This is a genomic window from Polaribacter sp. P097 (genome assembly GCF_036864555.1).
Classification (GTDB): Bacteria; Bacteroidota; Bacteroidia; order Flavobacteriales; family Flavobacteriaceae; genus Polaribacter.
The window spans coordinates 903,199-926,401 of sequence record NZ_JAZETJ010000001.1 but is presented as its reverse complement, the minus strand read 5'-3'; the positions used below and the strand labels follow the sequence as shown (position 1 = coordinate 926,401).

Below are 23,203 nucleotides of genomic sequence, written 5' to 3'. Positions count from 1 at the left end.
CGATGAAGTTGAGATTTTACATATCACTATTTATAACCTTATGCACACTATCTGTTGCTGCTCAAAAAGCAGAGCTAAGTGTTGCTGTAAGCAAGAATAAGTTAGGCTTAAATCAGCGTTTACGAATTGAATATTCTATAAATAAACAAGGTGCAGATAACTTTAAGGCCCCAGATTTTACAGGGTTTGATGTTATTCAAGGGCCAAGCCAATCTGTGAGTCAATCTTGGATTAATGGTAAAGTAAGTTTTTCTCAATCTTATTCTTACATCTTAAAACCCAAAAGAAGAGGAGAATTAATTATACAGCCTGCAAGTATTAAAATTAATGGTAGCACAATAGATTCTAAAATGATGAAAATCATTGTAACAGAACCTATTGCAACTCCAGATAATCCTAATGATCCAGATTATATTGCTGAACAGAACATACATTTAGTTGCAGAGATTTCAAAATCTAGACCTTATGTAGGTGAAGGTATTTATGTAGAATACAGATTATATGTTAGCGAAAATGTAAGTGTTTACGATACGTCTGTAACAGAAGCTCCTCAGTACAATGGTTTCTGGAATCAAGAAATTAAAATAAACGGTTTCCCAGTAAAAATGGGAAAATACAATGGAGAAAACTATAGATATATTGTTTTACAGAAAGCACTGCTAATACCTACTAAAACTGGCAGACTTACTATAGATCCTATGAAAATGGATATTGTAATTGGTGTACCAACAGGAAGAGCAGATTTCTTTGGTAACGTAATTACAAAAAACATTAAGAAAGATTTTTCTTCTGTTAAAAAGGTAGTACAGCCAAAAAGTTTACCATTAGAAGGTAAGCCAGAAAATTTTACAGGTGCTGTTGGTCAATTTAATTTTGAGGTTAGTTTGAGTAAAGACATCCTAAAGGCAAATGAATCATCGCAAATAAAAGTAGCCGTAAATGGTAGAGGAAACTTAAAGTTATTTGAGTTGCCAGCAGTTAAAACACCAAAAGAATTAGAAACTTATCAGCCAGAAAGAAAAGAAAGCGTTAGAATAACTAGCAATGGTTTGTCTGGTTCTTTCTCAGACACCTATACAGTTGTTCCTCAATACAAAGGAAAATACAAATTACCAGATATTTCATTTTCTTATTTCGATCCTAAAACAGAACAATACAATACCATAAATACAGATGATTTGTATGTAGATGTTTTAGAAGGTAAAGAGCTAATTACAACAACAGAAAATACAGCTGTGCAGCAGAAAAATGTAGTTTCTTCTGGTAAAAGTTTTAGGTATATACAAACAAAAACAGAATTAGAAATAAAAGACGAGAGCGATTTTTATCAATCTAACCTTTTCTATATTCTACTAATTTTACCTTTATTATTTATACTATTAGCTATTTTAATTGGTAAAAACAATGAGAAGAGAAGAAGCGATGTTGTTGGTTTACGTTTAAGAAAAGCAGAGAAATTAGCCAAGAAATACTTGTCTGAAGCCCAAAAACAATTAGGTAAAAAAGAAGCTTTTTATGAGGCTTTGGAACGTGCATTGCACAATTACCTTAAAGCAAAATTAGGCGTGGAAACTGCAGATATAAGTAAAGAAAATATTACGTTAATTTTAGAAAAGAGAGCAGTTAGTGATGCTACCATAAAGCAGTTTATAGATGTTTTAAAAGCATCTGATTTTGCAAGATATACTCCTGTTACAGATACAGAAATGAAACAGGAATATGGAAGAGCCAAAAAAGTAATCGTTGAATTAGATAAACAGTTATAAGATGAAGAAAATCCTATTTTTATTACTGCTAGTTGCTAATGTATTTTATGCTCAAGATGAGCAAAAGATATTCGAATCTGCGAATGAAATGTACAAACAGCAGAATTATGAAAAAGCGATTGAATTATACAAAACTTTAGAAAAACGTAACCTAGTTTCTTCAGAGTTGTTTTACAATATAGCTAATGCACATTACAAATTAAATGAGGTTGGGCCTGCTATTTTCTATTATGAAAAAGCATTGCAAATAGACCCAGACAATGAAGATGTAAAAAACAATTTGGTATTTGCAAAAAGGTTGGCTTTAGATACTATAGAAGAATTACCAAAAACATTCTTTCAAAAAATTAATAGTAATTATATTCAACAATTATCTTACAATGAATGGGCAATAGCAGTTATAATCTTTGCCTTTTTAGGAAGCATTTTATTCTTACTATTTTATTTTTCTAACAAACCTGGTACCAAACGATTTTTCTTTGTTTTTAGCATGTTTAGCTACTTGCTTTTAATCATCACTTTTGTTATTACCATCAACCAACATTCTTTAGCAGGCAAAAGTAAAATTGCTATTGTGTTTGCAGAAGAAACAGAGGTTATGAATGCGCCTACTTTAAATTCAGAAGAGTTATTTACTTTACATGAAGGTACTAAGGTTACTGTTTTAGACAGAGTTGATAACTGGAAAAAAATTAAGTTAGCAGATGGCAAAATTGGCTGGATCATAGCTAACGAAATTAAAGAGTTAGACGAAATATAATTTTCAATTTCACTTAGAAATATCTTTTTCTTTTTATATTGCATTGTTTCCAGTAAATGGATACAAAAATCAATCAATCAAAAAACTTCTCTCGATTTACGATATCGATATAAGTTCATTTAATACAAAGTAAAATTTATGTTTAAGTATTTAAAGAATGATTTACCTGCAAGTGTTGTAGTCTTTTTTGTGGCTTTACCTCTTTGTTTAGGTATAGCTTTAGCAAGTGGTGCACCCTTATTTTCTGGTTTAATAGCAGGTATTGTTGGTGGTATTGTTGTTGGTGCATTATCTGGTTCTAAAATTGGTGTTAGTGGGCCTGCAGCAGGTTTAGCAGCAATCGTTTTAACTGCCATTGGTGCTTTAGGAGGTTATGAAAACTTTTTAGTAGCAGTAGTTATAGGTGGTGTAATTCAACTAATTTTTGGAGTTTTAAAAGCAGGTATTATTGGATATTATTTTCCATCATCTGTAATTAAAGGGATGTTAACTGGTATTGGTATTATCATTATTTTAAAACAAATTCCTCACTTTTTTGGTTATGATGCAGATCCTGAAGGAGATTTTGCATTTTTTCAGGTTGATGGAGAAAACACATTTTCGGAAATTTTTAAATCGATTAATAACATTAGCTTAGGGTCTACTATTGTTGGACTTGTAGGTTTAGGTATATTGATTCTATGGAGCAATGTTTTATCTAAAAAAGGAAAGATTTTTCAATTAATTCAAGGGCCATTGGTGGCTGTAGTTTTTGGTATTGTTTATTACATATTTACAGATTCTACTTCTAAATTTGGTATCAGTTCAGAGCATTTAGTAAGTGTTCCTGTTCCTGATAGTTTCGATTCTTTTTTAGGTCAATTTAGTTTTCCAAATTTTGCAGCAATAACAAATCCGCAAATTTGGGTAGTTGGTTTTACAATTGCATTGGTAGCAAGTTTAGAAACATTATTATGTGTAGAAGCAACAGATAAATTAGATCCGCATAAAAATGTAACACCTACTAATAGAGAATTATTAGCACAAGGAACAGGTAATATATTATCTGGTTTAATTGGTGGTTTACCTGTAACACAAGTAATTGTAAGAAGTTCTGCAAACATTCAATCTGGAGGAAGAACTAAGTTATCTGCAATATTCCACGGTTTTTTATTATTGATTTCAGTAATATTAATCCCTACTTTATTAAATAAAATTCCACTTTCTGTATTAGCAGCAATTTTATTAGTTGTTGGTTATAAGTTAGCTAAACCAGCATTATTTAAAAAAATGTGGGATTTAGGATGGAAACAATTCATTCCATTTACAGTAACAGTTGTAGGTATTGTGTTTACAGATTTACTGGTAGGTATTGCTTTAGGTTTAGCAGTAGGTATTGTTATCATCTTAATTAAGAGCTTCCAAAACTCACACTTTTTACATATTGAAGATAAAAGTGATGGTAAAAACAGAATTAAAATGACGCTTGCAGAGCAAGTAACTTTCTTTAATAAAGGTGCTATTTTAAACGAGTTAGATAGTTTGCCAGAAAACACCTATTTAGAATTAGATGTTAGAAAAACGATCTACCTAGACAATGATATCGTAGAAATTTTAGAAGATTTTGCAGTAAAAGCAAAAGAAAGACACATAGACATTAAAATCATTTCAGAGAGAGGAATTGTAGAAAACCCAGACAGTTTTATAGAGTTCTTTAAATTGGAAAAAAAATCATAAAAATAGAATGAGAAATACAGCCATTAATAAACAAGTACAAGACAATTTAACGCCTGATGATGTTTTATCTGATTTATTAGCAGGTAATGAACGTTTTATAAATAACGAATTAGATGAGGTTTCTCATTTAGATTTGGTGCAACAAACAACAACGGGTCAATACCCTAAAGCAGTAGTACTTTCGTGTATAGACTCTAGAGTTCCTGTAGAGCAGGTTTTTGATCAAGCAATTGGCGATGTTTTTGTGGCTAGAGTTGCTGGTAATTTCGAAAATGAAGATATTTTAGGTAGTTTAGAATATTCTTGTGCAGTTGCTGGTAGTAAATTGGTGATGGTATTAGGTCATGAAAGTTGTGGTGCTGTAAAGGCTGCATGTGATGATGTTAAATTGGGTAACATAACTCATTTGCTTTCTAATATTATGCCAGCTGTTAAAAAATCGGCAAAAGAAATAGATGGTGATACTACCTCTGCAAACCCAAAGTTTGTAGCCAAAACAGTAGAGAACAATGTACTTTTAACTATTGATAGAATAAGAGAAAGAAGCGAAATTTTAGCGGATTTAGAAAGTTCTGACTCAATTAAAATTGTTGGTGGTGTATACTCGTTGCAAACAGGTAAAGTAACAATGTTGTAGTAAAGAAAAACAACAAAATAATAGAGAAGCTGAGAATAATCTCAGCTTTTTTTATACCTATTATTTACCTTTAATAAACTTTAAGGAAGGATTATCTTCATCCATTATAGATGGTATAAGTGTTGGTATAATTGATTTTATAGGATAAAACATAACAGACTCATCTAACATTTCCTCTTCTACAAAAGGTATGGTTTTGTTAAATTTATCAAACAGTAAAAAGATTACACTTAAAATGAAAGACCATTTTAAGGCACCAAAAATAGCACCAAGTATTTTATTTAATAAACCTAAAGCAGTAATATCTGCTAGCTTTGTAAGCAATTTACCCACAAAAATTACAGCAAGAACTACAGCTAAAAAGGTAACAGCAAAAGCTACAATTTTATTGGTTTGATGAGACCATTCCAAAACAGAATCATTCAAAGCATATTCTATGTAATACGAATAATGTATCGCACAAAAAACACCTGCAATTATAGCCACTAAAGATGCAATTGCAGCAAACAGCCCAGTCATAAAACCTCTTACAGCTGCAAAAAGTAATATTACAATGATTATAATATCAATTATATTCATGGTTTATAATTTATGTAAATCTACAGTATATTTTATCAAATTAAAAATGCGCATTGTATCTTTACATTTTAATTCTATAAATGACAAAAGAGAATACTTTAAAAGAAAAATGGAGTCTTTTAGTAAGCAAATTATCGGCTGATTTTGCAGATGGAGATGAGCTAAATGTAGATGGTATTATCTATTTAATAGGTGTTCAAGAATTAGGGCAAGGACATAGGGCGTTTAAAAAAGACGAGAAAATGAACCTAATGCACATTGCCATTTGTAAATTACTAGAACCTTATGGTTATTATGAATTTGATTATTTTGATGATGATGGCTGGCCTCATTACAAAATACTTACAGATTTACCTAACCTAAAACCAGGTGAGCAAACTGTTTTAATGAAAGAAGCCATTGTAACTTATTTTGAAACTTTAGAATATTTTTAAGTTCTAGGTTACACTCATTTTACGAATCATTACAGAAAATACTTTAGGCATCCAGCGTTTTACGTAAACCCCTAATTTTTCTTTGGCACCAGAAATATAAACTTCTTCTTTTTTCCTTAGTACAGCTTTCGCCATTAATTTTGCAAAACGATCTGGCTGAATACCATTTGCAGTGGCATTATCCATTTTATTTTGTGGAGATCCATCTCCTGTTAGCGCATTTTTAGAAATATTGGTGTTTACAAAACCAGGGCAAACTAAAGTTACAGCAATATTATCGTTAAAATGTTCCGCTCTTAAACTATCGTAAAAACCATGCAAAGCGTGCTTACTTGCTGCATAGCTAGATCTTAATGGTGTACCTATTTTACCAACAATACTCGTTGTAATTACAAATTGCCCACTCTTATTGGCAATAAAATGTGGTAATAAAGCTTTTGCCAATGCTACATTGCCCAGATAATTAATATCCATTATTCTTTTATCTACCTCTATTTCTGAGTCTTTCACTAAAGAACGCTGACTAATACCACCATTATTTACCAAAATATCAATTTTACCAAAAGCTGAAATTGCTGTATTAGTAACCTCTTGTAAATTGGTATAATCTTCCAAATCTAAGGGTATCACTTTTACCTTATTTGGATCTTTACAGGCCATTTTTACCTTCTCTAAATCCTGTTTATTTCTAGAAGATAAAATTAATTGTGCATTCTGTTTTGCTAGTTCAATTGCTAACGCTTTTCCTATTCCAGAAGAGGCTCCAGTTACCCAAATTGTTTTATCAGAAAAACTCATTCTTATATATTTAACGTTACAATATACCTATTTAAAAAGAGAAATGGTATTTTTGGTATGCTTCTTGAAAAAAATTATACAAACGTAAATTAATTAAAATGGTAAAGAGAATTCTTCTATTGCTGCTATTTGTTAGTACTTATATGCATGCTCAACATTCTGTAACAGGAGTTATGAGCCCTAAATTAGAATCAGATTGGCTAATTTTATACAAGTTAGAAGGTACTAAACAAGTGTTTGTAAATAATACAAAAATAAATGCTGATAGTGCTTTAATAGGGGGAAAGCAAGAAGCTATTGGTAGATTTCAAATTCAGTTGCCAGCAAATGCAAAACCAGGAGTTTACAGAGCTACTTACAGATTAGAAGGTGCAGGCTTTGTAGATTTTTATTACAATAATGAAGACGTTACTTTTATTTTTAATCCAGAATATCCTCAAGAATCGATTGCATTTTCTGATAGTGAAGAAAACAAATTGTATCAAGAATATTTAGTTGATATTTCAAAGGCGCAACAAAAATTAGATAGCATTCAAGTTGCTGTTTTGCAAGATTCAACATTAAAAATGGCAGAAGCCTACAAAGCTGCTTTTCAAAATTTAAATAGCATACAAAACAAGTATGAAAACCTTTCAAAAAACAAATACGTAGCCCCAGTAATTAAAGCTAGTTTAAGAGTTAATTCGCCAACAATTTTAAATTCGGTTAATGGATATTTATCAAGTATTAAAAGTACCTTTTTTGATCGTTTAGATTTTTCGAACCAAACCTTAAGAAACTCATCATTTTTAACCAATAGAATTTTAGATTACATTTTTTACATCAATTATTCAGATGATTTGCAAGAGCAAAAAAATCTGTATAAAAAGTCTATAACAACTGTACTTTCTAAAATATCAGATCAAAAATATAAAAGGGATATTATAGTATTTTTAATAGATCAATTTGAATCTTCTAAAAACATAGCTATTATAGATTATCTATTTAAAGAACATTATTATAAGTTGCCAACTGCATTGCAAGATGCTAAGTTTAAAAAAGAAAAAGAAGCTTTATTTGCTACAGAAATAGGTAGAATAGCACCCGATTTTTCATGGACAGAAAATGGAAGATCAACAAAACTTTCTAATTTAAACGATGCAGAGAATTATGTATTGGTATTTTGGAGTACAAGCTGTTCTCATTGTTTAAGAGAAATTCCTCAACTGCATATGTATATGAAAAGTAAACCTGCTGCTAAAGTGGTAGCTTTTGCTTTAGAGAATGATGCTTTTGTTTGGGAGACCTACAAGAAAGCAAATTTACGTGGTTGGCATAATGTGTTAGGCTTAAAAAAGTGGGAAAATAAAGTAGCCAGAACTTACCAAATAAATGCAACCCCTACTTATTTTGTATTAGATAAAAACAAAAAAATTATTGCCAAACCTAATGATATAGATGATGTTAAATCTTTCTTAGAAAAGCTCTAGAAGTGTAAAAATGCATCTTCTATATGCTCTATTTTAGTTTCGTTTTTATTGCAAATTATTGCTATTATATCAAAACGAACCTCAACATCTAAATCAGCATTAGTTACATAGAAATCTATTGCAGAAAGTAATAGTTTTATTTTCTTCGGATTTACAAAATCTTGAGGATTGCCAAAGTAAGCAGAAGTTCTGGTTTTTACTTCAACAGCAATAAGGATGTCATTTTTTTGGGCAATAATATCTACTTCTGCTTTTAAATATCTATAATTTTTTTCAAGAATGGTATACCCATTTTCCCGCAAAAAAGAAGTAGCAAGTTGCTCACCTTTTTTACCCAATTCATTATGTTGTGCCATTGTGTGAATTTACAATTATTTACTTATTTTTAAGCCCTATGGATTTTTCCTTTGCTTTTGGCCAAAAAAGTTCGCTGCTTTTAATTTTCTTTTTTCACGGAATTGTATTTTCTTTTTTATTAGCAAGAAAAGGAATTCTCTATAAAAACAAAGCAAGCAAATGGTTAAGCTTTTTTTTGTTTTTGTGTGCACTTTATATTTCTCCTTACATGTTGGGCTATGCCAATTGGTATTCTAATAAAATAACGAGAGAAATTTTGTTTTTTGTACCTTTTATGCAGGTATTATTAATTGGCCCAGTAATTTATTTTTACACAAAAACGCTATTAAACAATCAATTTAAAATGGCCAAAAAAGATTGGCTTCATTTTATTCCTGCAATTTTGTATTTGCTTTATAGCTTGATTGTTTTTATTACTGATAAACTCATTTTAGACGAATTCTATTTTTATGCAGATGGTAGAGATAAAGATTTGGCAAATTGGTATCAAATAGTAGGCGTAATTTCTATGAGTTTTTACCTGATTTTTAGTTTAAAACACTATGCAAATTACAAAAAACTAATATTTGAAAAGGTAAGTTTTGCTGATTCTATTTTGTTTCAATGGATACAAAACTTCCTCATTGCTTTTTTAAGCATTTTAATTTTACGCGTTCTCTTATTTATATTAAATCCAGAATGGGGCGAATTTGGAAGCCAGTTTTGGCATTATATTGTGTTTTCAATCGTTGTTTTTTACATTTCCATTAATGGATATGCAAATGCAGTTAAAATGTCTTTTTTGGGTGATATAAATTCAGAAAGCGTTGCAATTTTTTCTGAATCAATAATTGAAGAAAAACCAAGACAAGAAACCATTAATCAAAAAGAAATTGAGTTTTGGAAACAGAAAATTTTACAGCTAATTGAAAAAGAAAAGATATACACAAACGCCAAATTAACACTTTCTGATGTATCTAAATTGTTAGAAACAACACCTAAAACTATTTCTAAAAGTATCAATTCAGGATTTGAGATGAATTTTAATGATTTTATCAATAAGTTTAGAATTGAAGCTGTAAAAGAAAAATTAGAAAAAGGAGAACATAAAAAATCAACTTTATTAGGCATCGCTTTTGATTGTGGCTTCAATAGCAAAGCGACTTTTAACAGAGCTTTTAAAAAAAGCACAGGTTTAACACCCAAAGATTATTTACAAAACATAAGCTCGTAAATTGGTCTCAAATCAAGATTTGAAGCGATTCAGCTTGGTATTCATCTCATCTTTGCATCAAAATAAATACCATATCAATGAAAACTAAAATTCTATTTGTTGCACTTTTAATTTCAACATTTTTAAACGCTCAAGAAAATAAAATTACTAAAATTGATTCGATAGTAAATGCTAAAGTGAAACCAAATCATCCTGGAATTGCAGTCGGAATTGTTAAAGATGGAACTATCACCTATGAGAAATATTTGGGTTTAGCCAATTTGCAACATCAAGTAAAATTTGACGAAAAAACAAGATCGAACATTGCATCAACCGCAAAACAATTTACGGCTTTAATGATTTTAGATTTATCTATAAAAGAAAAATTGAGTTTAGAAGATGATATCAGAAAATACCTAACGAAACTATATCCAACAGTAAAAGAGAAAATAAAAATTAGAAACTTATTGAATCATACCAGTGGAATTCGAGATTATGTAGAATTGTTAGATTTAGATGGTGCTGTTTGGTGGCAAAGGTTTGGATATGATAATGATGATGTCTTGGAATTATTGGAAAAACAGGAAGATTTAGGTTTTAAACCAGGAACTATTTATTATTACAGCAATTCCAATTACAATCTATTAACCAAAATAATTGAAAAAATAACTGGGAAAACATTTAATGAATACTCTAAAACTTTCTTTGAAAATTTAGGAATGAATGAAACTTCTTTTGTAGAAAGATATATGAAAGTTATTCCTAACAGAGCGAACCCATATTCTGATTGGGGAAGAGGTGAATGGTGGGAAGTGCCAACTGTTACCAAAACTAATGGCGAAGGTTTTTTATTTACTACATTAAAAGATCAACTGACTTATGAGATTGCTGTTCAAAATGCAAATTATAACAATAATATTTTGCTAATTGAAAGTCAAAAATCAATACCTAATAGTGAAATTAAAACTTATGGTTTTGGATTAGAATTGAAAGATAAAATAGGCAGAAAAGCAGTACATCATTCAGGAGGAACTTATGGGTTTCACTCACAAACATATCGATTTCCAGAAGAAAAACTAACCATTTTTGCAATGAGTAATAATGGTAACATTAGCACCAATTTAATTGCACAAAGTATCGCAAAGTTGTTACTTCCAAAATCAACTCAAAAATCGAAATATGATTCAAAATTTTATGAAGCAAAGAATATAAAAGGTGAGGTTACCATTTTAGGAAAATATATCTATCCAAATGAAAATAAAATCGTTCAAATTTTAGAAAAAGAAAGTAAAATCTATTGGAAAGAGAAAAATTTTACTGTAGAAATGGTTTCTGAAAGTAAAAACACATTTTCTTTCACAAATAATCCAGAACTAAAAGTTGTTTTTTATCAAGATAAAATGACAGAATATTATGCTTCAGGAAAAACGATGCATTATAAAAGAATCAATACTTTACCAGTTTTACTTTATGATTTAGAAGGATTAACAGGTAATTATTATAATAAAGAATTAGCTATAAATTTTGATTTAAAATTGACAAAAGAGAATAAATTAAAATTTAAACTTTCTACCAATAAAGATTCTAATGATGTTGAAATTTACAATAGAAAATATATGCAATCAGATAACTTTTTTCTGAAAATAGTTAAAGATCAATTTGAAAGAGTTGTAGAAGTAAAGCTTACTTATGATAGAGCTAAAAATATAAGATTCAGAAAGAAAACAAATCTAAAATTTCAACCAAAAATTAAAACCGAAAATGGTTCTATAAACGTTACTACAATTGGTTCAAGAAAAGGAAATTCATCCCAAATTTTATTGACAAAAAATTATGAAAATGGAAATGAAATTTGGTTTAAAAAATTTGGTGGAAAAAGTTATGATAAAGCCAATTCAATTTTAGCAACAAACGATGGTTATTTAATTATTGGCTCCACAAGTTCTTATGGAAATGGTAATTATGATATGTATGTAATTAAAACTAATAAAAAAGGGAAGAAAATTTGGCAAAATACATATGGTGATTTTTATAACGAATATGGCTATTCTGCAGAAAAAACTTCAACTGGCTTCTTGATTAAAGGAACCAAACAAAATTGCACATCAAATTCAGATATTAATAGAAAATGCACCACCAATGTTTGGTTTGTTAATATTGATAAAAATGGGAAAGAGGTTTCTAATAAAATTTTAGAGCAAATAAAAGACTAGTTAAAAACTAGGTTTACATCTTCCATATCTTCTTCAACTTTTACTTTTCTCCCAAAAATCAAAGCTCTATTATCTGCTTCATGACCTGCAGGAAAATTGAAAAATACAGGAATATCTTTTGGAATGGCATCTAAAATAAGTTGCTCTATAGAACTTCCCCATTTTGTGGAATTCTTTTTAATCAAACTCATATCACCCACAATAACAGCTTTAACTTTGGTAAAATAATTGGCACGTTTTAAACTTTGTAACATTCTATCAATAGCGTATTTATATTCACCAATTTCTTCTATAAATAGTATTTTATTATCTGTATTCATTTGACTCTTAGAACCCAACATAGAAGCTTGTATAGCCAAATTACCTCCTACCATTTTGCCTTCAATTTTAGATAAACCTAAAGTTCTGTTGTAGCTAGAATTAGGTATGGTGTAAGACAATTTATCACCAAAAAGAGCATTTTTAAAACTAGCAATGGTTTGTTTGATTTCAGTTGGTTTTTCTTCGAGACTGGTAGCCATCATCGCATGTAAGGTTTCTACACCTAGTGCATTTATGTGGTTATGAAAGGCAGTAATATCAGAATACCCAATAATCCATTTAGGATGTTGTTTAAATTTAGTAAAGTCTAATAAATCTAATATTCGAACAGAACCATAACCACCTCTTGCAGCCCAAATTGCTTTTATAGAAGCATTATCTAGGGCATCTTGAAAATCTTGACACCTTTCAATATCCGTGCCAGCAAAATGATTGTTATTATTATAAATATTCTTACCAATAAGCACATGTAAACCCCAACTCTCAGCAAGTTTTTTAGCTTTTAAAATAGTTGCTTGCCTATTTTTTAAAATACCTGCAGGTGCAACAATTGCAATAGTGTCTCCTTTCTGTAAATAAGGTGGACTTACTAATTTTTCTTGAGCTTGAAAAACTGTACAAGCTATTAGAATTAAAAAGGTAATTATTTTATTCTTCATCATTATAAATTTTATGCCAACCTAATCCAAAAGTTAGCCCTAATCCAACATAAGATCTTTTAGCAATATTTGCATGTAGTTTAAAGCCAATGGACCTGCCAAAACTAGTGGGTTTACCAACAGGAATTAAACCATATAAAACTCTAAAACGTCGCTTTTTGTTTTTAAACCAACTTACTCCAACTTCAACTGGAAACCCAAAATAATTTAAAGCTAAATTATCATTTTCAAAGTTTTTATCATAGGTAGCAAAAGAAATTCCTCCAGAAAAATGATATGAAAATCCCTCTTCAATATATCTCTTACCATATAATAAAGAATATTCTGTCATTGTTTCACTTTCTATATTATAAGGGAATATTAGAAAAAAATCTATTTTTTTAATATTAACAATTTGTAATGTTCGAAATGTAAATAGATTGTTTTTTTTCTGATAATTTACAGAACCACCAACAGTAAAACCTTTAACAAAGCCATTTGAATAACCTAAACTGAAATCACCAAAAATAATAGGGTTAGGTTTCGTATTTAAGCTATCTATATTTTCTTGCGCTTTTATTGATGAAATAATTAATAAGAAAATTACGAGAGGTAATTGTTTCATCATTTAAAAGGGTATTCGTTAATTAGATAACTATTTTAAAAAAGTAGACCATTGTAAATGTATTACTTTTCGATGGTTTTTAAAACCATGTTTTCGTACTTTTGTCTCTTCAAAAATGATTCCAAAAAATTAAGAGAAACACTATGAGTGCTCCAAAAAGATATACAATTACAGCAGCTTTACCTTATACAAATGGGCCTATTCACATTGGTCATTTAGCTGGGGTTTATGTACCTGCAGATATTTATGCGCGTTATTTACGTTTAAAAGGTAAAGATGTGGCCTATATTTCTGGTTCAGATGAACATGGAGTAGCTATACCAATGAGAGCTAAAAAAGAAGGTGTTACTCCACAAAATATTATAGATAAGTATCACACAATTATTAAAAAATCTTTTGAAGATTTTGGAATTTCTTTTGATAATTACTCAAGAACATCTGCAGAAATTCACCACAAAACAGCTTCAGACTTTTTTATAAAAATGTATAATGAAGGTGATTTTATAGAAGAAGTTACAGCACAATTGTATGATGCTGAAGCAGATCAATTCTTAGCAGATAGATTTGTGGTAGGTACTTGCCCTAAATGTGGTTTTGAAGAAAGTTATGGAGATCAATGTGAAAATTGTGGTACTAGCCATAATGCAACAGACTTAATCAATCCAAAATCTGCAATTACTGGTAATATACCAACTGTAAAAGAAACAAAACACTGGTTTTTACCTTTAGATAAGCATGAAGATTTTTTAAGAAAATGGATTTTAGAAGGGCATAAAAAAGATTGGAAACCTAACGTATATGGTCAAGTAAAATCTTGGGTAGATGATGGTTTAAGACCAAGAGCAGTAACCAGAGATTTAGATTGGGGTATTCCTGTGCCTGTTGAAGGTGCAGAAGGCAAAGTGCTGTATGTTTGGTTTGATGCACCTATTGGTTACATTTCATCAACCAAAGAATGGGCAGAAAGAGAAGGTAAAAACTGGGAAGATTATTGGAAAAAAGACGATACTAAATTGGTGCACTTTATAGGGAAAGACAATATAGTTTTTCACTGTATTATTTTTCCTAGTATGTTAAAAGCACATGGAGATTATATTTTACCAGATAATGTGCCAGCAAACGAATTTTTAAATTTAGAAGGCAACAAATTATCCACGTCTAAAAATTGGGCAGTTTGGTTGCACGAATATTTAGAAGACTTTCCAAATCAGCAAGATGTTTTGCGTTATACGTTAACAGCAAATGCCCCAGAAAGTAAAGACAACGATTTTACATGGAAAGACTTTCAGGCAAAAAACAATAATGAGTTAGTTGCCATTTTTGGTAACTTTATCAATAGAGTAGTAGTATTAACTAATAAATATTACACAGGTGTTGTACCAACTCCAAATGATTTTACTGAAGTAGATGAAGATGTTTTAGCAGCTGTAAAAGAGTTTCCTAACGTAATTGGTAAATCTGTAGAAAGATATAGATTTAGAGAAGCAAGTCAAGAATTAATGAATTTGGCGAGATTAGGAAATAAATATTTGGCAGATGAAGAACCTTGGAAAGTTATAAAGGTAGATGAAGAGCGTGTAAAAACAATCATGTATGTTGCTTTACAAATTTCAGCGGCGTTAGCTGTGGTTGCAGAGCCATTTTTACCATTTACTGCAACAAAATTAAAAGGTATCTTAAATTTAGAAACTTCTATTTCTTGGGATGATATTTCTGATAAAAACGTATTAATTCCTGCAGAACATCAAATAAATAAAGGTGAACTTTTGTTCTCTAAAATTGAGGATAAAACAATCGATGCGCAATTAGAAAAACTACAAGCTACAAAGTTGGCAAATGAACAAGAAAATAAAGTTGTTGAGCCACAAAAAGAAACAATTGAGTTTGATGATTTTACCAAATTAGACATAAGAATTGGTACAATTCTAGAAGCAGAAAAAGTAGCAAAAACTAAAAAACTACTAAAACTTAAAGTTGATGTTGGTATAGATACAAGAACAATAGTTTCTGGTATTGCAGAAAGCTTTTCTCCTGAAAATATTATTGGCCAACAGGTATCTGTCTTAGTGAATTTAGCTCCAAGAAAAATTAGAGGTGTAGAAAGTCAAGGTATGATTTTAATGACAGATACTCCAGATGGTAAATTGGCTTTTGTAGAACCAGAAAAAACGGTAAAAAACGGGCAACAAATAAGTTAGTATATTTACTTTATGTCAAGAAAGTTAATATTTATTTCATTTGTTGTTTCTATTGGAGGCTTTTTGTTTGGCTTCGATGCTGGTATTATTTCTGGAGTTATGTCTTATGCAGGTCCAGAATTTAATTTAAACGATATACAATCTGGTTGGGTTGTAAGTTCGCCTTCTTTTGCAGCCATGATTGCTATGCTTTTTTCAGGTAGATTAAGCGATATTTTTGGACGAAAAAAAATCCTAATTCTTGTAGCCCTTCTTTATGCTGTTTCAGCACTTTTTTCTGCCATAGCTAATTCTTACGAAATGCTTTACATAGCTAGAATGATTGGTGGCTTAGCCTTTGGTGCAGCTCTAGTTTTAGCGCCTATGTATATTGCAGAAGTTTCTACAGCTAAGAATAGAGGAAAACTTGTGGCAATTCAACAATTGAATATTGTACTTGGGTTTTTTGCTGCTTTTTTAAGTAATTATTTATTTAACAAATACAATCAAGAAGTTTCTTTTTTAAATGATGCTACAGTTTGGAGGTACATGTTAGGGGTAGAATTTTTGCCTGCTATCGTATATTTTTTAATTTTGTTTTTTGTACCAAAAAGTCCAAGGTGGTTATTTTTAAAGAATAAAGCAAAAGAAGCTAAAGATGTTTTAGTAAGTATTCATGGTAAGGTTGTTGGTGAAATAGAGATAAAGGCTATTCAAGAGAGTACGAATACATCAGAAAATGACCAAAAAATTAGTTTAAAAGAACTACTCAAACCATCCCTTCGTTTTCTATTTCTAGTTGGTTTAACTGTTGGTATTTTACAACAAATTACGGGTATTAATGCAGTTTATTTTTATGCAACATCAATATTTAAACAAACAGGTATAGGTACAGATGCTGCTTTTTCATCAGGAATTTTACTTAGTTCTGTAACTGTTGTTTTTACCATTATTGCTATGTATTTAATCGATAAAATGGGTAGAAGGCCTTTATTATTGGTTGGTACATTAGGTATTGCCATTAGTTTATTGGTATGTGCATATGGTTTTAAACAAGTTACATATCAACTCTCTAAAGAAAAAATTGAAGCCTTAAGTTTTAGTGGTTCAGAAAAACTACAAACAATAGCTAATAAACAATATGCTTTTGATGTTGAATTTAAGAATGATTTAAAGTCAATTTTAGGCAATCAAACCTATGCTAAAAATGATGGCGAAATTTTAGAGGCTGCAATTACCATAAATGCAAACTTGGTTTTATTTGGTATACTTGGTTTTATAGCATGTTTTGCCTTTTCTTTAGGGCCTGTAATGTGGGTTTTATTATCAGAATTGTATCCATTAAAATATAGAGGATTAGCTATTGGCGTAATCGCATTTGTAAATTCTTTAATAAGCTCTTTGGTACAACTTGTTTTTCCTTGGGAGCTATCTAATTTGGGTAATGCCATGTCTTTTTTCTTGTTTGGTAGCATTGCTTTAATAGGCTTTTTTATCATGCTAAAAATTGTGCCAGAAACCAAAGGAAAATCTTTAGAAGAAATTGAAAAGGAGTTTGTAAAAGGGTAATTTTTTAGCTCAAGCAATTTTTTTTGGCATTGTTGTTGGTGTTTTTTCAATTCAAAAAAACCAACAAACTATGAAAAAAACTACTATTCTATTTCTTATTTTATGCTGCAGTTATACTTTTTCTCAAAATAAACTCAATGGAAAAGATCTTAAAAATGCTTACGATAAGTATACTAATTCTTACCAAGAAGTTGTATTTGCACATTTAAATAAGGATAAATTAATTCAAGGTGAAGCTTTAGGTTTTACAGCTTACGTTTTGCATAAACAATCTAAAAAGCCTTCTGAGTTAACCAAAAACTTATACTGTGTAATTGAAGATGAAAACAAAAATATTGTTAGGAAGAAGCTCTATAAAGTAGAAAACGGAATAGCTAATGGCATTTTTAACATAGATAGTAAATTTAAGGGAGGGAATTACACCTTTAAGACGTACACCAACTATATGTTAAACTTTACTGATCAACAAAATTATTATTCTTCTAATTTTCAAGTTCTAGATGTAACCTTGGATATAAATATTGCAAAAATTAATAGAAGTAAAAGTTTAGATGTACAGTTGCTTCCAGAAAGTGGGCATTATTTATACAATACAAACAATACAGTAGGTGTAGTGGTTAAAGATAGCTTGGGTTATGGAGTTGCTAATTTAAAAGGACAAATAATAACTAATGAGAATAAAACCGTAAGTAGCTTTGCACTGAACCATTTAGGAATAAGTAGATTTTCATTTACACCAGACATTACAGAAAGCTATACAATAGTTTTAAAGGAGAAAAATAAAATTATTTTAGAAAAGAGCTATAGGCCTAATGTAAAAATTAATGGTATAATTTTAAAAGTGGGTTACAATGGCGAAAATTGTATAGTTTCAGTAAAGACCAATGCAGAAACACTACCTAAAATTACAAATAAGAAATTTGTACTTAGCATACATGATGGAAAACAATTAAACCATTTAGATATTGTTTTTAATGATAAGACAGAGGTGACTAAAAAAATACCTTTTTCTTATATGGCAAAGGGTATAAATGTAATTACACTTTTATCGGATAACAATATACCCATAGCAGAAAGACTTTTTTTTAATTATCACAATCTAAACATTTTAAAAAGTAAGGTTACCCTTGAGCAAAAACGAGATACTGCTAGTTCTATAAGCTTGAATTATAGCAAGTTTAGAGAAAGTCAATTTAATAATGTAAGCATATCAATTTTACCTTCACAAACTAAATCTTACAATAAAAACACAAATATTATATCTCAGACCCTTTTATTACCCTATATAAAAGGGACTATTGAAAAAAGTGGTTATTATTTTAAAGAAATAAATAAAAAAACGAAATACGATTTAGATAATTTGTTAATTACACAAGGATGGAGTAGCTACAATTGGAGCAATATCTTTAATAACAACAATATAAAACGTTTTAATTTTGAAAGAGGAATTTCTTTAAAAATCAATATTCCTAAAAAAGAAAAAGCTACGCGTTTTTACCTACACAATACATCACAAACAAGACCAGAAAGTTTTGAATTAAATAAAGGTGTTAAAACTTTTATTTATGATAATTTTTATCCAAAAGATAAAGAACCCATCTATTTTTCTAAAATAAATAAAAAGGGAGAAGCAAGCACAATTGGTTTATATGTACAATACTTTCCTAGTACTATCCCAACTTTAAATAAAGATGCAAATAGATTAAGACTAAAAAAGGAATACTTTACAATAGAAGAAGACACAGAAAATTTCTCTTACCTTAATCTAAACAGAACACAAATACTAGACGAGATTGAAATAAAAACAAGTTTAGAGGATATGAGAAGAAACTCTATTAAAAACGCAACCAGAGGCGAAGTATTTTTTATAGAAGAAAGAGATAGAGAAACTACATTAGCAGACTATTTGAATGATATTCCTTATGTTTTTGCTGAAGAAGATTTTATAAAAAAAACATTTAGGTCTTTTAATAGAAATAATGGGGAGCCTTATACTATGGTTGTAGATGGAGTGGAAAAAAGACAGAGAGAATTGCATAATTTTTTATTAGATTATATAGACTTTATAGATATAGACCCATATAATCGTTCTTATGGTGATATTATGAGCATGGGTGCAATAAAAATTACAACGCATCCAGAAAGATATAAAGCAACCATAAAACAAACCAAAAGCAAATTTAATGTGCCTTTAGGTTTTACTGCATCTAAAACATTTTATAAACCTTTATACCCTACTTATAAAGATAGTTTTTTTAAAGAATTTGGAGTTATAGATTGGTTGCCCATTAATGAAATTGATTCAAATGGAAATTTGTCTTTTTCTTTCTGGAACAATCAACCCAATTCATATAAACTTTTTATTGAGGGTGTAACAGCAGATGGCGATTTTATCTTCGAAGAAAAAATTATTTCAATGATTAAATAAATATTTAGTTTTTCTAAAATAGAATTTAGATGCAAAATTTCTAAATTTGTTTATGCTAAAAATTGCACACCATCCTATTTATCATCATCCTTTAAAAGAAGGGCATCGTTTTCCGATGATAAAATACGATTTGCTGCCTGAGCAATTAATTTATGAAGGTACTTGTTCTTTAGATAATTTTTTTGAACCAGAAATTCCTGATAATAAGCACTTTTTCACGGTTCATGAACCAGACTATTTTTTCGATTTACTAAATATTACTTTAGATCAAAAAGCAGCTAGAAAAATTGGTTTTCCTCTCTCTGAAGTTCTAATAGAAAGAGAAATGGTTATTGCAGATGGTACAATGAAAGCATCTGAATTTGCACTAAAAAATGGTATTGCAATGAATATTGCAGGGGGCACACATCATGCATTTTCAAATAGAGGAGAAGCGTTTTGCATGTTAAATGATCAAGCAGTTGCAGCAAAATATCTTCAGTATAAAAATTTAGCTAAAAAAGTTTTAATTGTAGATTTAGATGTTCATCAAGGTAATGGAACTGCAGAAATATTTGCAAATGATAATTCTGTTTTTACCTTTTCTATGCATGGTAAAAGCAATTATCCTTTTATTAAAGAATCTTCAGATTTAGATATTGCTTTAGAAAACGATACTAAAGATGATGAGTTTTTATCAATCTTAAAGAAAACTCTTCCAAATTTAATTGAGTCAGAACAACCAGATTTTATTTATTATTTATGTGGTGTAGATGTTTTGGCTGCAGATAAATTAGGAAAATTGGGTATGAGTTTAGAAGGCTGTAAAGAAAGAGATCGATTTGTTTTACAAACGTGTTTTGATACTAAAATTCCAGTAATGTGTTCTATGGGAGGTGGGTATTCAAAAGATGTAAATATAGTTGTAGAGGCACACGCAAACACATTTCGTCTAGCACAAGAGATTTTTTATTAAAAAGTTCAATTTTATGTTAATTTGGCACGATTTATGTTAATTTATTAAAAAATCCTTCAAATTATGAAAAGAACTACAAACCAACCACACATCACATTAGCATTTTTAATTTTTTTCTTTACTACATTTTCAATATTTAGTCAACAATCTTTTCAAGATTTAAATATTGAAGATGAATTTAAAAATTATACCCAACCTTATGAAGAGGTAATGTATGCACATTTAAACAAAACTAAATTTATTGTAGGAGAAAATATCGGGTATACAGTATATGCTTTTAACAAGAAAAATAAAATACTGTCTTCAGTAACCACGAATATTTACTGTGTAATTACAGATAAAAATAACAAGGTTGTGAAAGAACAAATGATAAAGGCTGAAGATGGCATTGCAAGTGGTTCTTTTTTTATAGATGATAAGCTATTTAAAGAAGGGAGTTATAATTTTAGGGCCTACACAAATTGGATGATGAACTTCTCTTACCAAAACATATTTTCGGAAAACTTTGAAGTTTTAGGTACAAATTCAAATCAAAATAAATCAAAATTAAATAGTTTTAAAAATATAGATTTACAGGTTTTACCAGAAAGTGGTCACCTTTTAGGGGGTTTAATTAATACAGTAGGTATAATTGCAAAAGACTCTTTAGGCTTTGGCTTATCTAATGTAGAAGGTAAAATTTTAAATAGTGAAAATAAAGAAATCACCAATTTTAAATTAAATGATTTAGGTATTGGTCGTGCTTCATTTATCCCTAAAAATCTAGAAGCTTATAAAGCTGTTATTAAATATAATGGAACAGAACAAACCATTTTATTAAAAAATAAAGTGGAACCTAAAGGAGTTATTTTAAAGGTTACTTCGAATAATGATTATGCACTATTATCTATAGTTGCCAATGAAAATACAAGAGAATTTATTAAAAACAACAATTACAAACTTGTGTTACATGATGGAAAAAATATAGAAACAATACCTGTAAATTTTAATGATAAACTTACGCATACATTAAAAATACCATTAGAAGAAATATCAAAAGGGGTTAATATTTTTACCCTGTTTAATGAAGAAAACATTCCAGTATCAGAAAGGCTATTTTTTAATTTTAAAGGATTAAACCTTAAAGAGAGCAAATTGGTTTCTTCTAATACAAAAAATGGAAAAACAACTGTAAATTTTCAATTTAACAATTCAAAAATCATTAATAACAATAATGTTAGTGTTTCTGTTTTACCAAAAGGTACAAAATCATACAGAAAGAATACGAATATGATTTCTCAAATTCTTTTAGAACCATATGTAAATGGTTTTATAGAAAATGCCAATTATTATTTTTCGGATATGAACCTAAAAAAACAATTAGAGTTAGATAATTTATTACTTACCCAAGGATGGAGCAGTTACGATTGGCTAAATATCTATAACAATAAACAAAAAATCAATTATACTTTTGATGAGGGAATTGCCATAAAATTTAATGTACCAGCAGAAAAGAAAGAAAGTAAATTTTTAATTCATCCGTTAAAAGAAAACGAACCTCAATTAATTTCCTTTAATGACAAAGTATCCTCTTTTACAGCTAGCAAATATTTTCCAGAAGAGGATGAAAAACTTTATTTATCTAAAATAAATAGAAATGGTAAGGCTATTAAAACACCTGTTTATGCGCAGTTTTCACCTAATCAAATACCAGATTTAAAAGATAAACTTACCTTTTTAAAAGCTAAACCTAACTATTATAGTTATGAGAACTTAGTAGATATTAATAGTTTTATTAAATTAAACAATACAGAAGTTTTAAGTGAAATAGAAATAAAGGCGAAAACAGAAAGAGATAGAATAGAAAGAATAAAAAATACAGCTTTTGGTAAGGTAAAATTTTTAAATGATAATGACAGAGTAAGTACTTTGGCTACATATTTAAATGCACAAGCAGGAATTGCTGCCATAGACGATCATAGAAATTCAACATTCCGAGTTTACTCCAGATCTGCAGATGGTGTACCTTCAATATTTATAAATGATTTTTTTACTAACGATTATTCTATATATTATAATTATTTTCTAGATAATGTAGAGTATGTAGAAATAAACCCACTTGGAATTGGGCCTATGCAATTGGGAACTGGAGGTACAATCAAAGTTTATGAAAATTATAAAAAGTTTAAGAATTATAGACCTGCTTTGTCTAAAATAGATTTTCCTGTAACATTCTCAAAATCAAAACAGTTTTACATACCAAAATATGCTAACTCTAATAATAATTTCTTTAAAAGTTATGGGGTTTTAGATTGGTTGCCAAAAAATAAAATCAATGAATCTGGTAATTTAAATTTATCTTTTAATAGTAATAATGTTAAAGAAATAGTTTTATATATAGAAGGTATCACAGAAAGCGGAGATTTTATTTTAGAAGAGAAATTAATAAAAACAGAGTAACAAATAATTAACCTATTTTTTACAACAGCACCTTTATTTAACCATTGTAAATGGCTAAATTTAAAGGTGCTTTTGCTTTTATAATATTTTAAAGGTTGTTTTTTAAGTTTGTGTTGGTTTTTCATCATAA

General features: G+C 29.3%; 18 protein-coding genes. 13 read left to right on the top strand and 5 right to left on the bottom strand.

The window, feature by feature from the left end:
* Positions 1-2: 2 nt before the first annotated feature.
* The 4 genes from V7R38_RS04320 to V7R38_RS04305 all read left to right on the top strand — a co-directional run bounded on the left by V7R38_RS04320 (position 3) and on the right by V7R38_RS04305 (position 4,879).
* Positions 3-1,766: a BatD family protein gene (locus tag V7R38_RS04320; protein ID WP_334056192.1), complete on the top strand. Its 1,764-nt coding sequence runs from the start codon at positions 3-5 to the stop codon at positions 1,764-1,766.
* Between the two features lies 1 nt (position 1,767).
* On the top strand, positions 1,768-2,526 hold the full coding sequence (locus V7R38_RS04315) for an SH3 domain-containing protein (RefSeq protein ID WP_334056191.1): 759 nt from the start codon (positions 1,768-1,770) through the stop codon (positions 2,524-2,526).
* Positions 2,527-2,664: 138 nt separating this feature from the next.
* Positions 2,665-4,242 (top strand): SulP family inorganic anion transporter, encoded by a 1,578-nt coding sequence (locus V7R38_RS04310; RefSeq protein ID WP_334056190.1) that lies wholly within the window; start codon positions 2,665-2,667, stop codon positions 4,240-4,242.
* 7 nt (positions 4,243-4,249) lie between these two features.
* Complete coding sequence (locus V7R38_RS04305) at positions 4,250-4,879, top strand: carbonic anhydrase family protein (protein ID WP_015481555.1); 630 nt, start codon at positions 4,250-4,252, stop codon at positions 4,877-4,879.
* Between the two features lie 60 nt (positions 4,880-4,939).
* Here V7R38_RS04305 and V7R38_RS04300 read toward each other — a convergent pair whose 3' ends face one another.
* The gene (locus tag V7R38_RS04300; protein WP_334056189.1) at positions 4,940-5,458 is read right to left on the bottom strand and encodes a CvpA family protein; all 519 of its coding nucleotides are present in this window, start codon (positions 5,456-5,458) and stop codon (positions 4,940-4,942) included.
* Between the two features lie 80 nt (positions 5,459-5,538).
* Here V7R38_RS04300 and V7R38_RS04295 point away from each other — a divergent pair, with 80 nt between their 5' ends.
* Positions 5,539-5,892, top strand: a complete 354-nt coding sequence (locus tag V7R38_RS04295; RefSeq protein ID WP_334056188.1) for a hypothetical protein — start codon at positions 5,539-5,541, stop codon at positions 5,890-5,892.
* Positions 5,893-5,895: 3 nt separating this feature from the next.
* On the opposite strand, the gene V7R38_RS04290 is transcribed toward V7R38_RS04295, so the two are convergent.
* The gene (locus V7R38_RS04290) at positions 5,896-6,690 is read right to left on the bottom strand and encodes an SDR family oxidoreductase (protein ID WP_334056187.1); all 795 of its coding nucleotides are present in this window, start codon (positions 6,688-6,690) and stop codon (positions 5,896-5,898) included.
* A 98-nt stretch (positions 6,691-6,788) separates the two neighbouring features.
* Between V7R38_RS04290 and V7R38_RS04285 the strand changes: the two genes are divergently transcribed.
* A complete protein-coding gene (locus tag V7R38_RS04285) occupies positions 6,789-8,159 on the top strand; it encodes a TlpA family protein disulfide reductase (protein ID WP_334056186.1) in 1,371 nt (456 codons plus the stop codon).
* Here the strand turns inward: V7R38_RS04285 and V7R38_RS04280 are convergent.
* Positions 8,156-8,515 (bottom strand): YraN family protein, encoded by a 360-nt coding sequence (locus V7R38_RS04280; protein WP_334056185.1) that lies wholly within the window; start codon positions 8,513-8,515, stop codon positions 8,156-8,158. The two genes, V7R38_RS04285 and V7R38_RS04280, sit on opposite strands and share 4 nt — an antisense overlap.
* A 38-nt stretch (positions 8,516-8,553) precedes the next feature.
* On the opposite strand from V7R38_RS04280, the gene V7R38_RS04275 reads away from it, so the two are divergent.
* Positions 8,554-9,729, top strand: coding sequence for a helix-turn-helix domain-containing protein (locus V7R38_RS04275; protein ID WP_334056184.1), 1,176 nt, complete (start codon positions 8,554-8,556; stop codon positions 9,727-9,729).
* Between the two features lie 77 nt (positions 9,730-9,806).
* A complete protein-coding gene (locus V7R38_RS04270; RefSeq protein ID WP_334056183.1) occupies positions 9,807-11,921 on the top strand; it encodes a serine hydrolase domain-containing protein in 2,115 nt (704 codons plus the stop codon).
* Here the strand turns inward: V7R38_RS04270 and V7R38_RS04265 are convergent.
* Both V7R38_RS04265 and V7R38_RS04260 read right to left on the bottom strand, forming a co-directional pair.
* Entirely contained in the window at positions 11,918-12,904 is a 987-nt protein-coding gene (locus tag V7R38_RS04265; RefSeq protein ID WP_334056182.1) for a S66 peptidase family protein, read from the bottom strand. The genes V7R38_RS04270 and V7R38_RS04265 overlap by 4 nt on opposite strands.
* On the bottom strand, positions 12,891-13,508 hold the full coding sequence (locus tag V7R38_RS04260) for a hypothetical protein (protein WP_334056181.1): 618 nt from the start codon (positions 13,506-13,508) through the stop codon (positions 12,891-12,893). The genes V7R38_RS04265 and V7R38_RS04260 overlap by 14 nt, the downstream gene beginning before the upstream one ends.
* A gap of 125 nt (positions 13,509-13,633) precedes the next feature.
* On the opposite strand from V7R38_RS04260, the gene metG reads away from it, so the two are divergent.
* The 5 genes from metG to V7R38_RS04235 all read left to right on the top strand — a co-directional run bounded on the left by metG (position 13,634) and on the right by V7R38_RS04235 (position 23,073).
* On the top strand, positions 13,634-15,703 hold the full coding sequence (metG, locus tag V7R38_RS04255) for a methionine--tRNA ligase (RefSeq protein ID WP_334057107.1): 2,070 nt from the start codon (positions 13,634-13,636) through the stop codon (positions 15,701-15,703).
* A 12-nt stretch (positions 15,704-15,715) separates the two neighbouring features.
* Complete coding sequence (locus tag V7R38_RS04250) at positions 15,716-17,251, top strand: sugar porter family MFS transporter (RefSeq protein ID WP_334056180.1); 1,536 nt, start codon at positions 15,716-15,718, stop codon at positions 17,249-17,251.
* 70 nt (positions 17,252-17,321) lie between these two features.
* Positions 17,322-19,679: a hypothetical protein gene (locus V7R38_RS04245; RefSeq protein ID WP_334056179.1), complete on the top strand. Its 2,358-nt coding sequence runs from the start codon at positions 17,322-17,324 to the stop codon at positions 19,677-19,679.
* A 52-nt stretch (positions 19,680-19,731) separates the two neighbouring features.
* Positions 19,732-20,634 (top strand): histone deacetylase family protein, encoded by a 903-nt coding sequence (locus V7R38_RS04240; RefSeq protein WP_334056178.1) that lies wholly within the window; start codon positions 19,732-19,734, stop codon positions 20,632-20,634.
* A 63-nt stretch (positions 20,635-20,697) separates the two neighbouring features.
* Complete coding sequence (locus V7R38_RS04235; protein ID WP_334056177.1) at positions 20,698-23,073, top strand: hypothetical protein; 2,376 nt, start codon at positions 20,698-20,700, stop codon at positions 23,071-23,073.
* Positions 23,074-23,203 lie beyond the last annotated feature (130 nt).

Excerpts from the sequence above, each read along its gene's own strand:
- V7R38_RS04320 (WP_334056192.1), top strand. The coding sequence starts at position 3 with ATGAAGTTGAGATTTTACATATCACTATTTATAACCTTATGCACACTA.
- V7R38_RS04315 (WP_334056191.1), top strand. The coding sequence starts at position 1,768 with ATGAAGAAAATCCTATTTTTATTACTGCTAGTTGCTAATGTATTTTAT.
- V7R38_RS04310 (WP_334056190.1), top strand. The coding sequence starts at position 2,665 with ATGTTTAAGTATTTAAAGAATGATTTACCTGCAAGTGTTGTAGTCTTT.
- V7R38_RS04305 (WP_015481555.1), top strand. The coding sequence starts at position 4,250 with ATGAGAAATACAGCCATTAATAAACAAGTACAAGACAATTTAACGCCT.
- V7R38_RS04300 (WP_334056189.1), bottom strand. The coding sequence starts at position 5,458 with ATGAATATAATTGATATTATAATCATTGTAATATTACTTTTTGCAGCT.
- V7R38_RS04295 (WP_334056188.1), top strand. The coding sequence starts at position 5,539 with ATGACAAAAGAGAATACTTTAAAAGAAAAATGGAGTCTTTTAGTAAGC.
- V7R38_RS04290 (WP_334056187.1), bottom strand. The coding sequence starts at position 6,690 with ATGAGTTTTTCTGATAAAACAATTTGGGTAACTGGAGCCTCTTCTGGA.
- V7R38_RS04285 (WP_334056186.1), top strand. The coding sequence starts at position 6,789 with ATGGTAAAGAGAATTCTTCTATTGCTGCTATTTGTTAGTACTTATATG.
- V7R38_RS04280 (WP_334056185.1), bottom strand. The coding sequence starts at position 8,515 with ATGGCACAACATAATGAATTGGGTAAAAAAGGTGAGCAACTTGCTACT.
- V7R38_RS04275 (WP_334056184.1), top strand. The coding sequence starts at position 8,554 with ATGGATTTTTCCTTTGCTTTTGGCCAAAAAAGTTCGCTGCTTTTAATT.
- V7R38_RS04270 (WP_334056183.1), top strand. The coding sequence starts at position 9,807 with ATGAAAACTAAAATTCTATTTGTTGCACTTTTAATTTCAACATTTTTA.
- V7R38_RS04265 (WP_334056182.1), bottom strand. The coding sequence starts at position 12,904 with ATGATGAAGAATAAAATAATTACCTTTTTAATTCTAATAGCTTGTACA.
- V7R38_RS04260 (WP_334056181.1), bottom strand. The coding sequence starts at position 13,508 with ATGATGAAACAATTACCTCTCGTAATTTTCTTATTAATTATTTCATCA.
- V7R38_RS04250 (WP_334056180.1), top strand. The coding sequence starts at position 15,716 with ATGTCAAGAAAGTTAATATTTATTTCATTTGTTGTTTCTATTGGAGGC.
- V7R38_RS04245 (WP_334056179.1), top strand. The coding sequence starts at position 17,322 with ATGAAAAAAACTACTATTCTATTTCTTATTTTATGCTGCAGTTATACT.
- V7R38_RS04240 (WP_334056178.1), top strand. The coding sequence starts at position 19,732 with ATGCTAAAAATTGCACACCATCCTATTTATCATCATCCTTTAAAAGAA.
- V7R38_RS04235 (WP_334056177.1), top strand. The coding sequence starts at position 20,698 with ATGAAAAGAACTACAAACCAACCACACATCACATTAGCATTTTTAATT.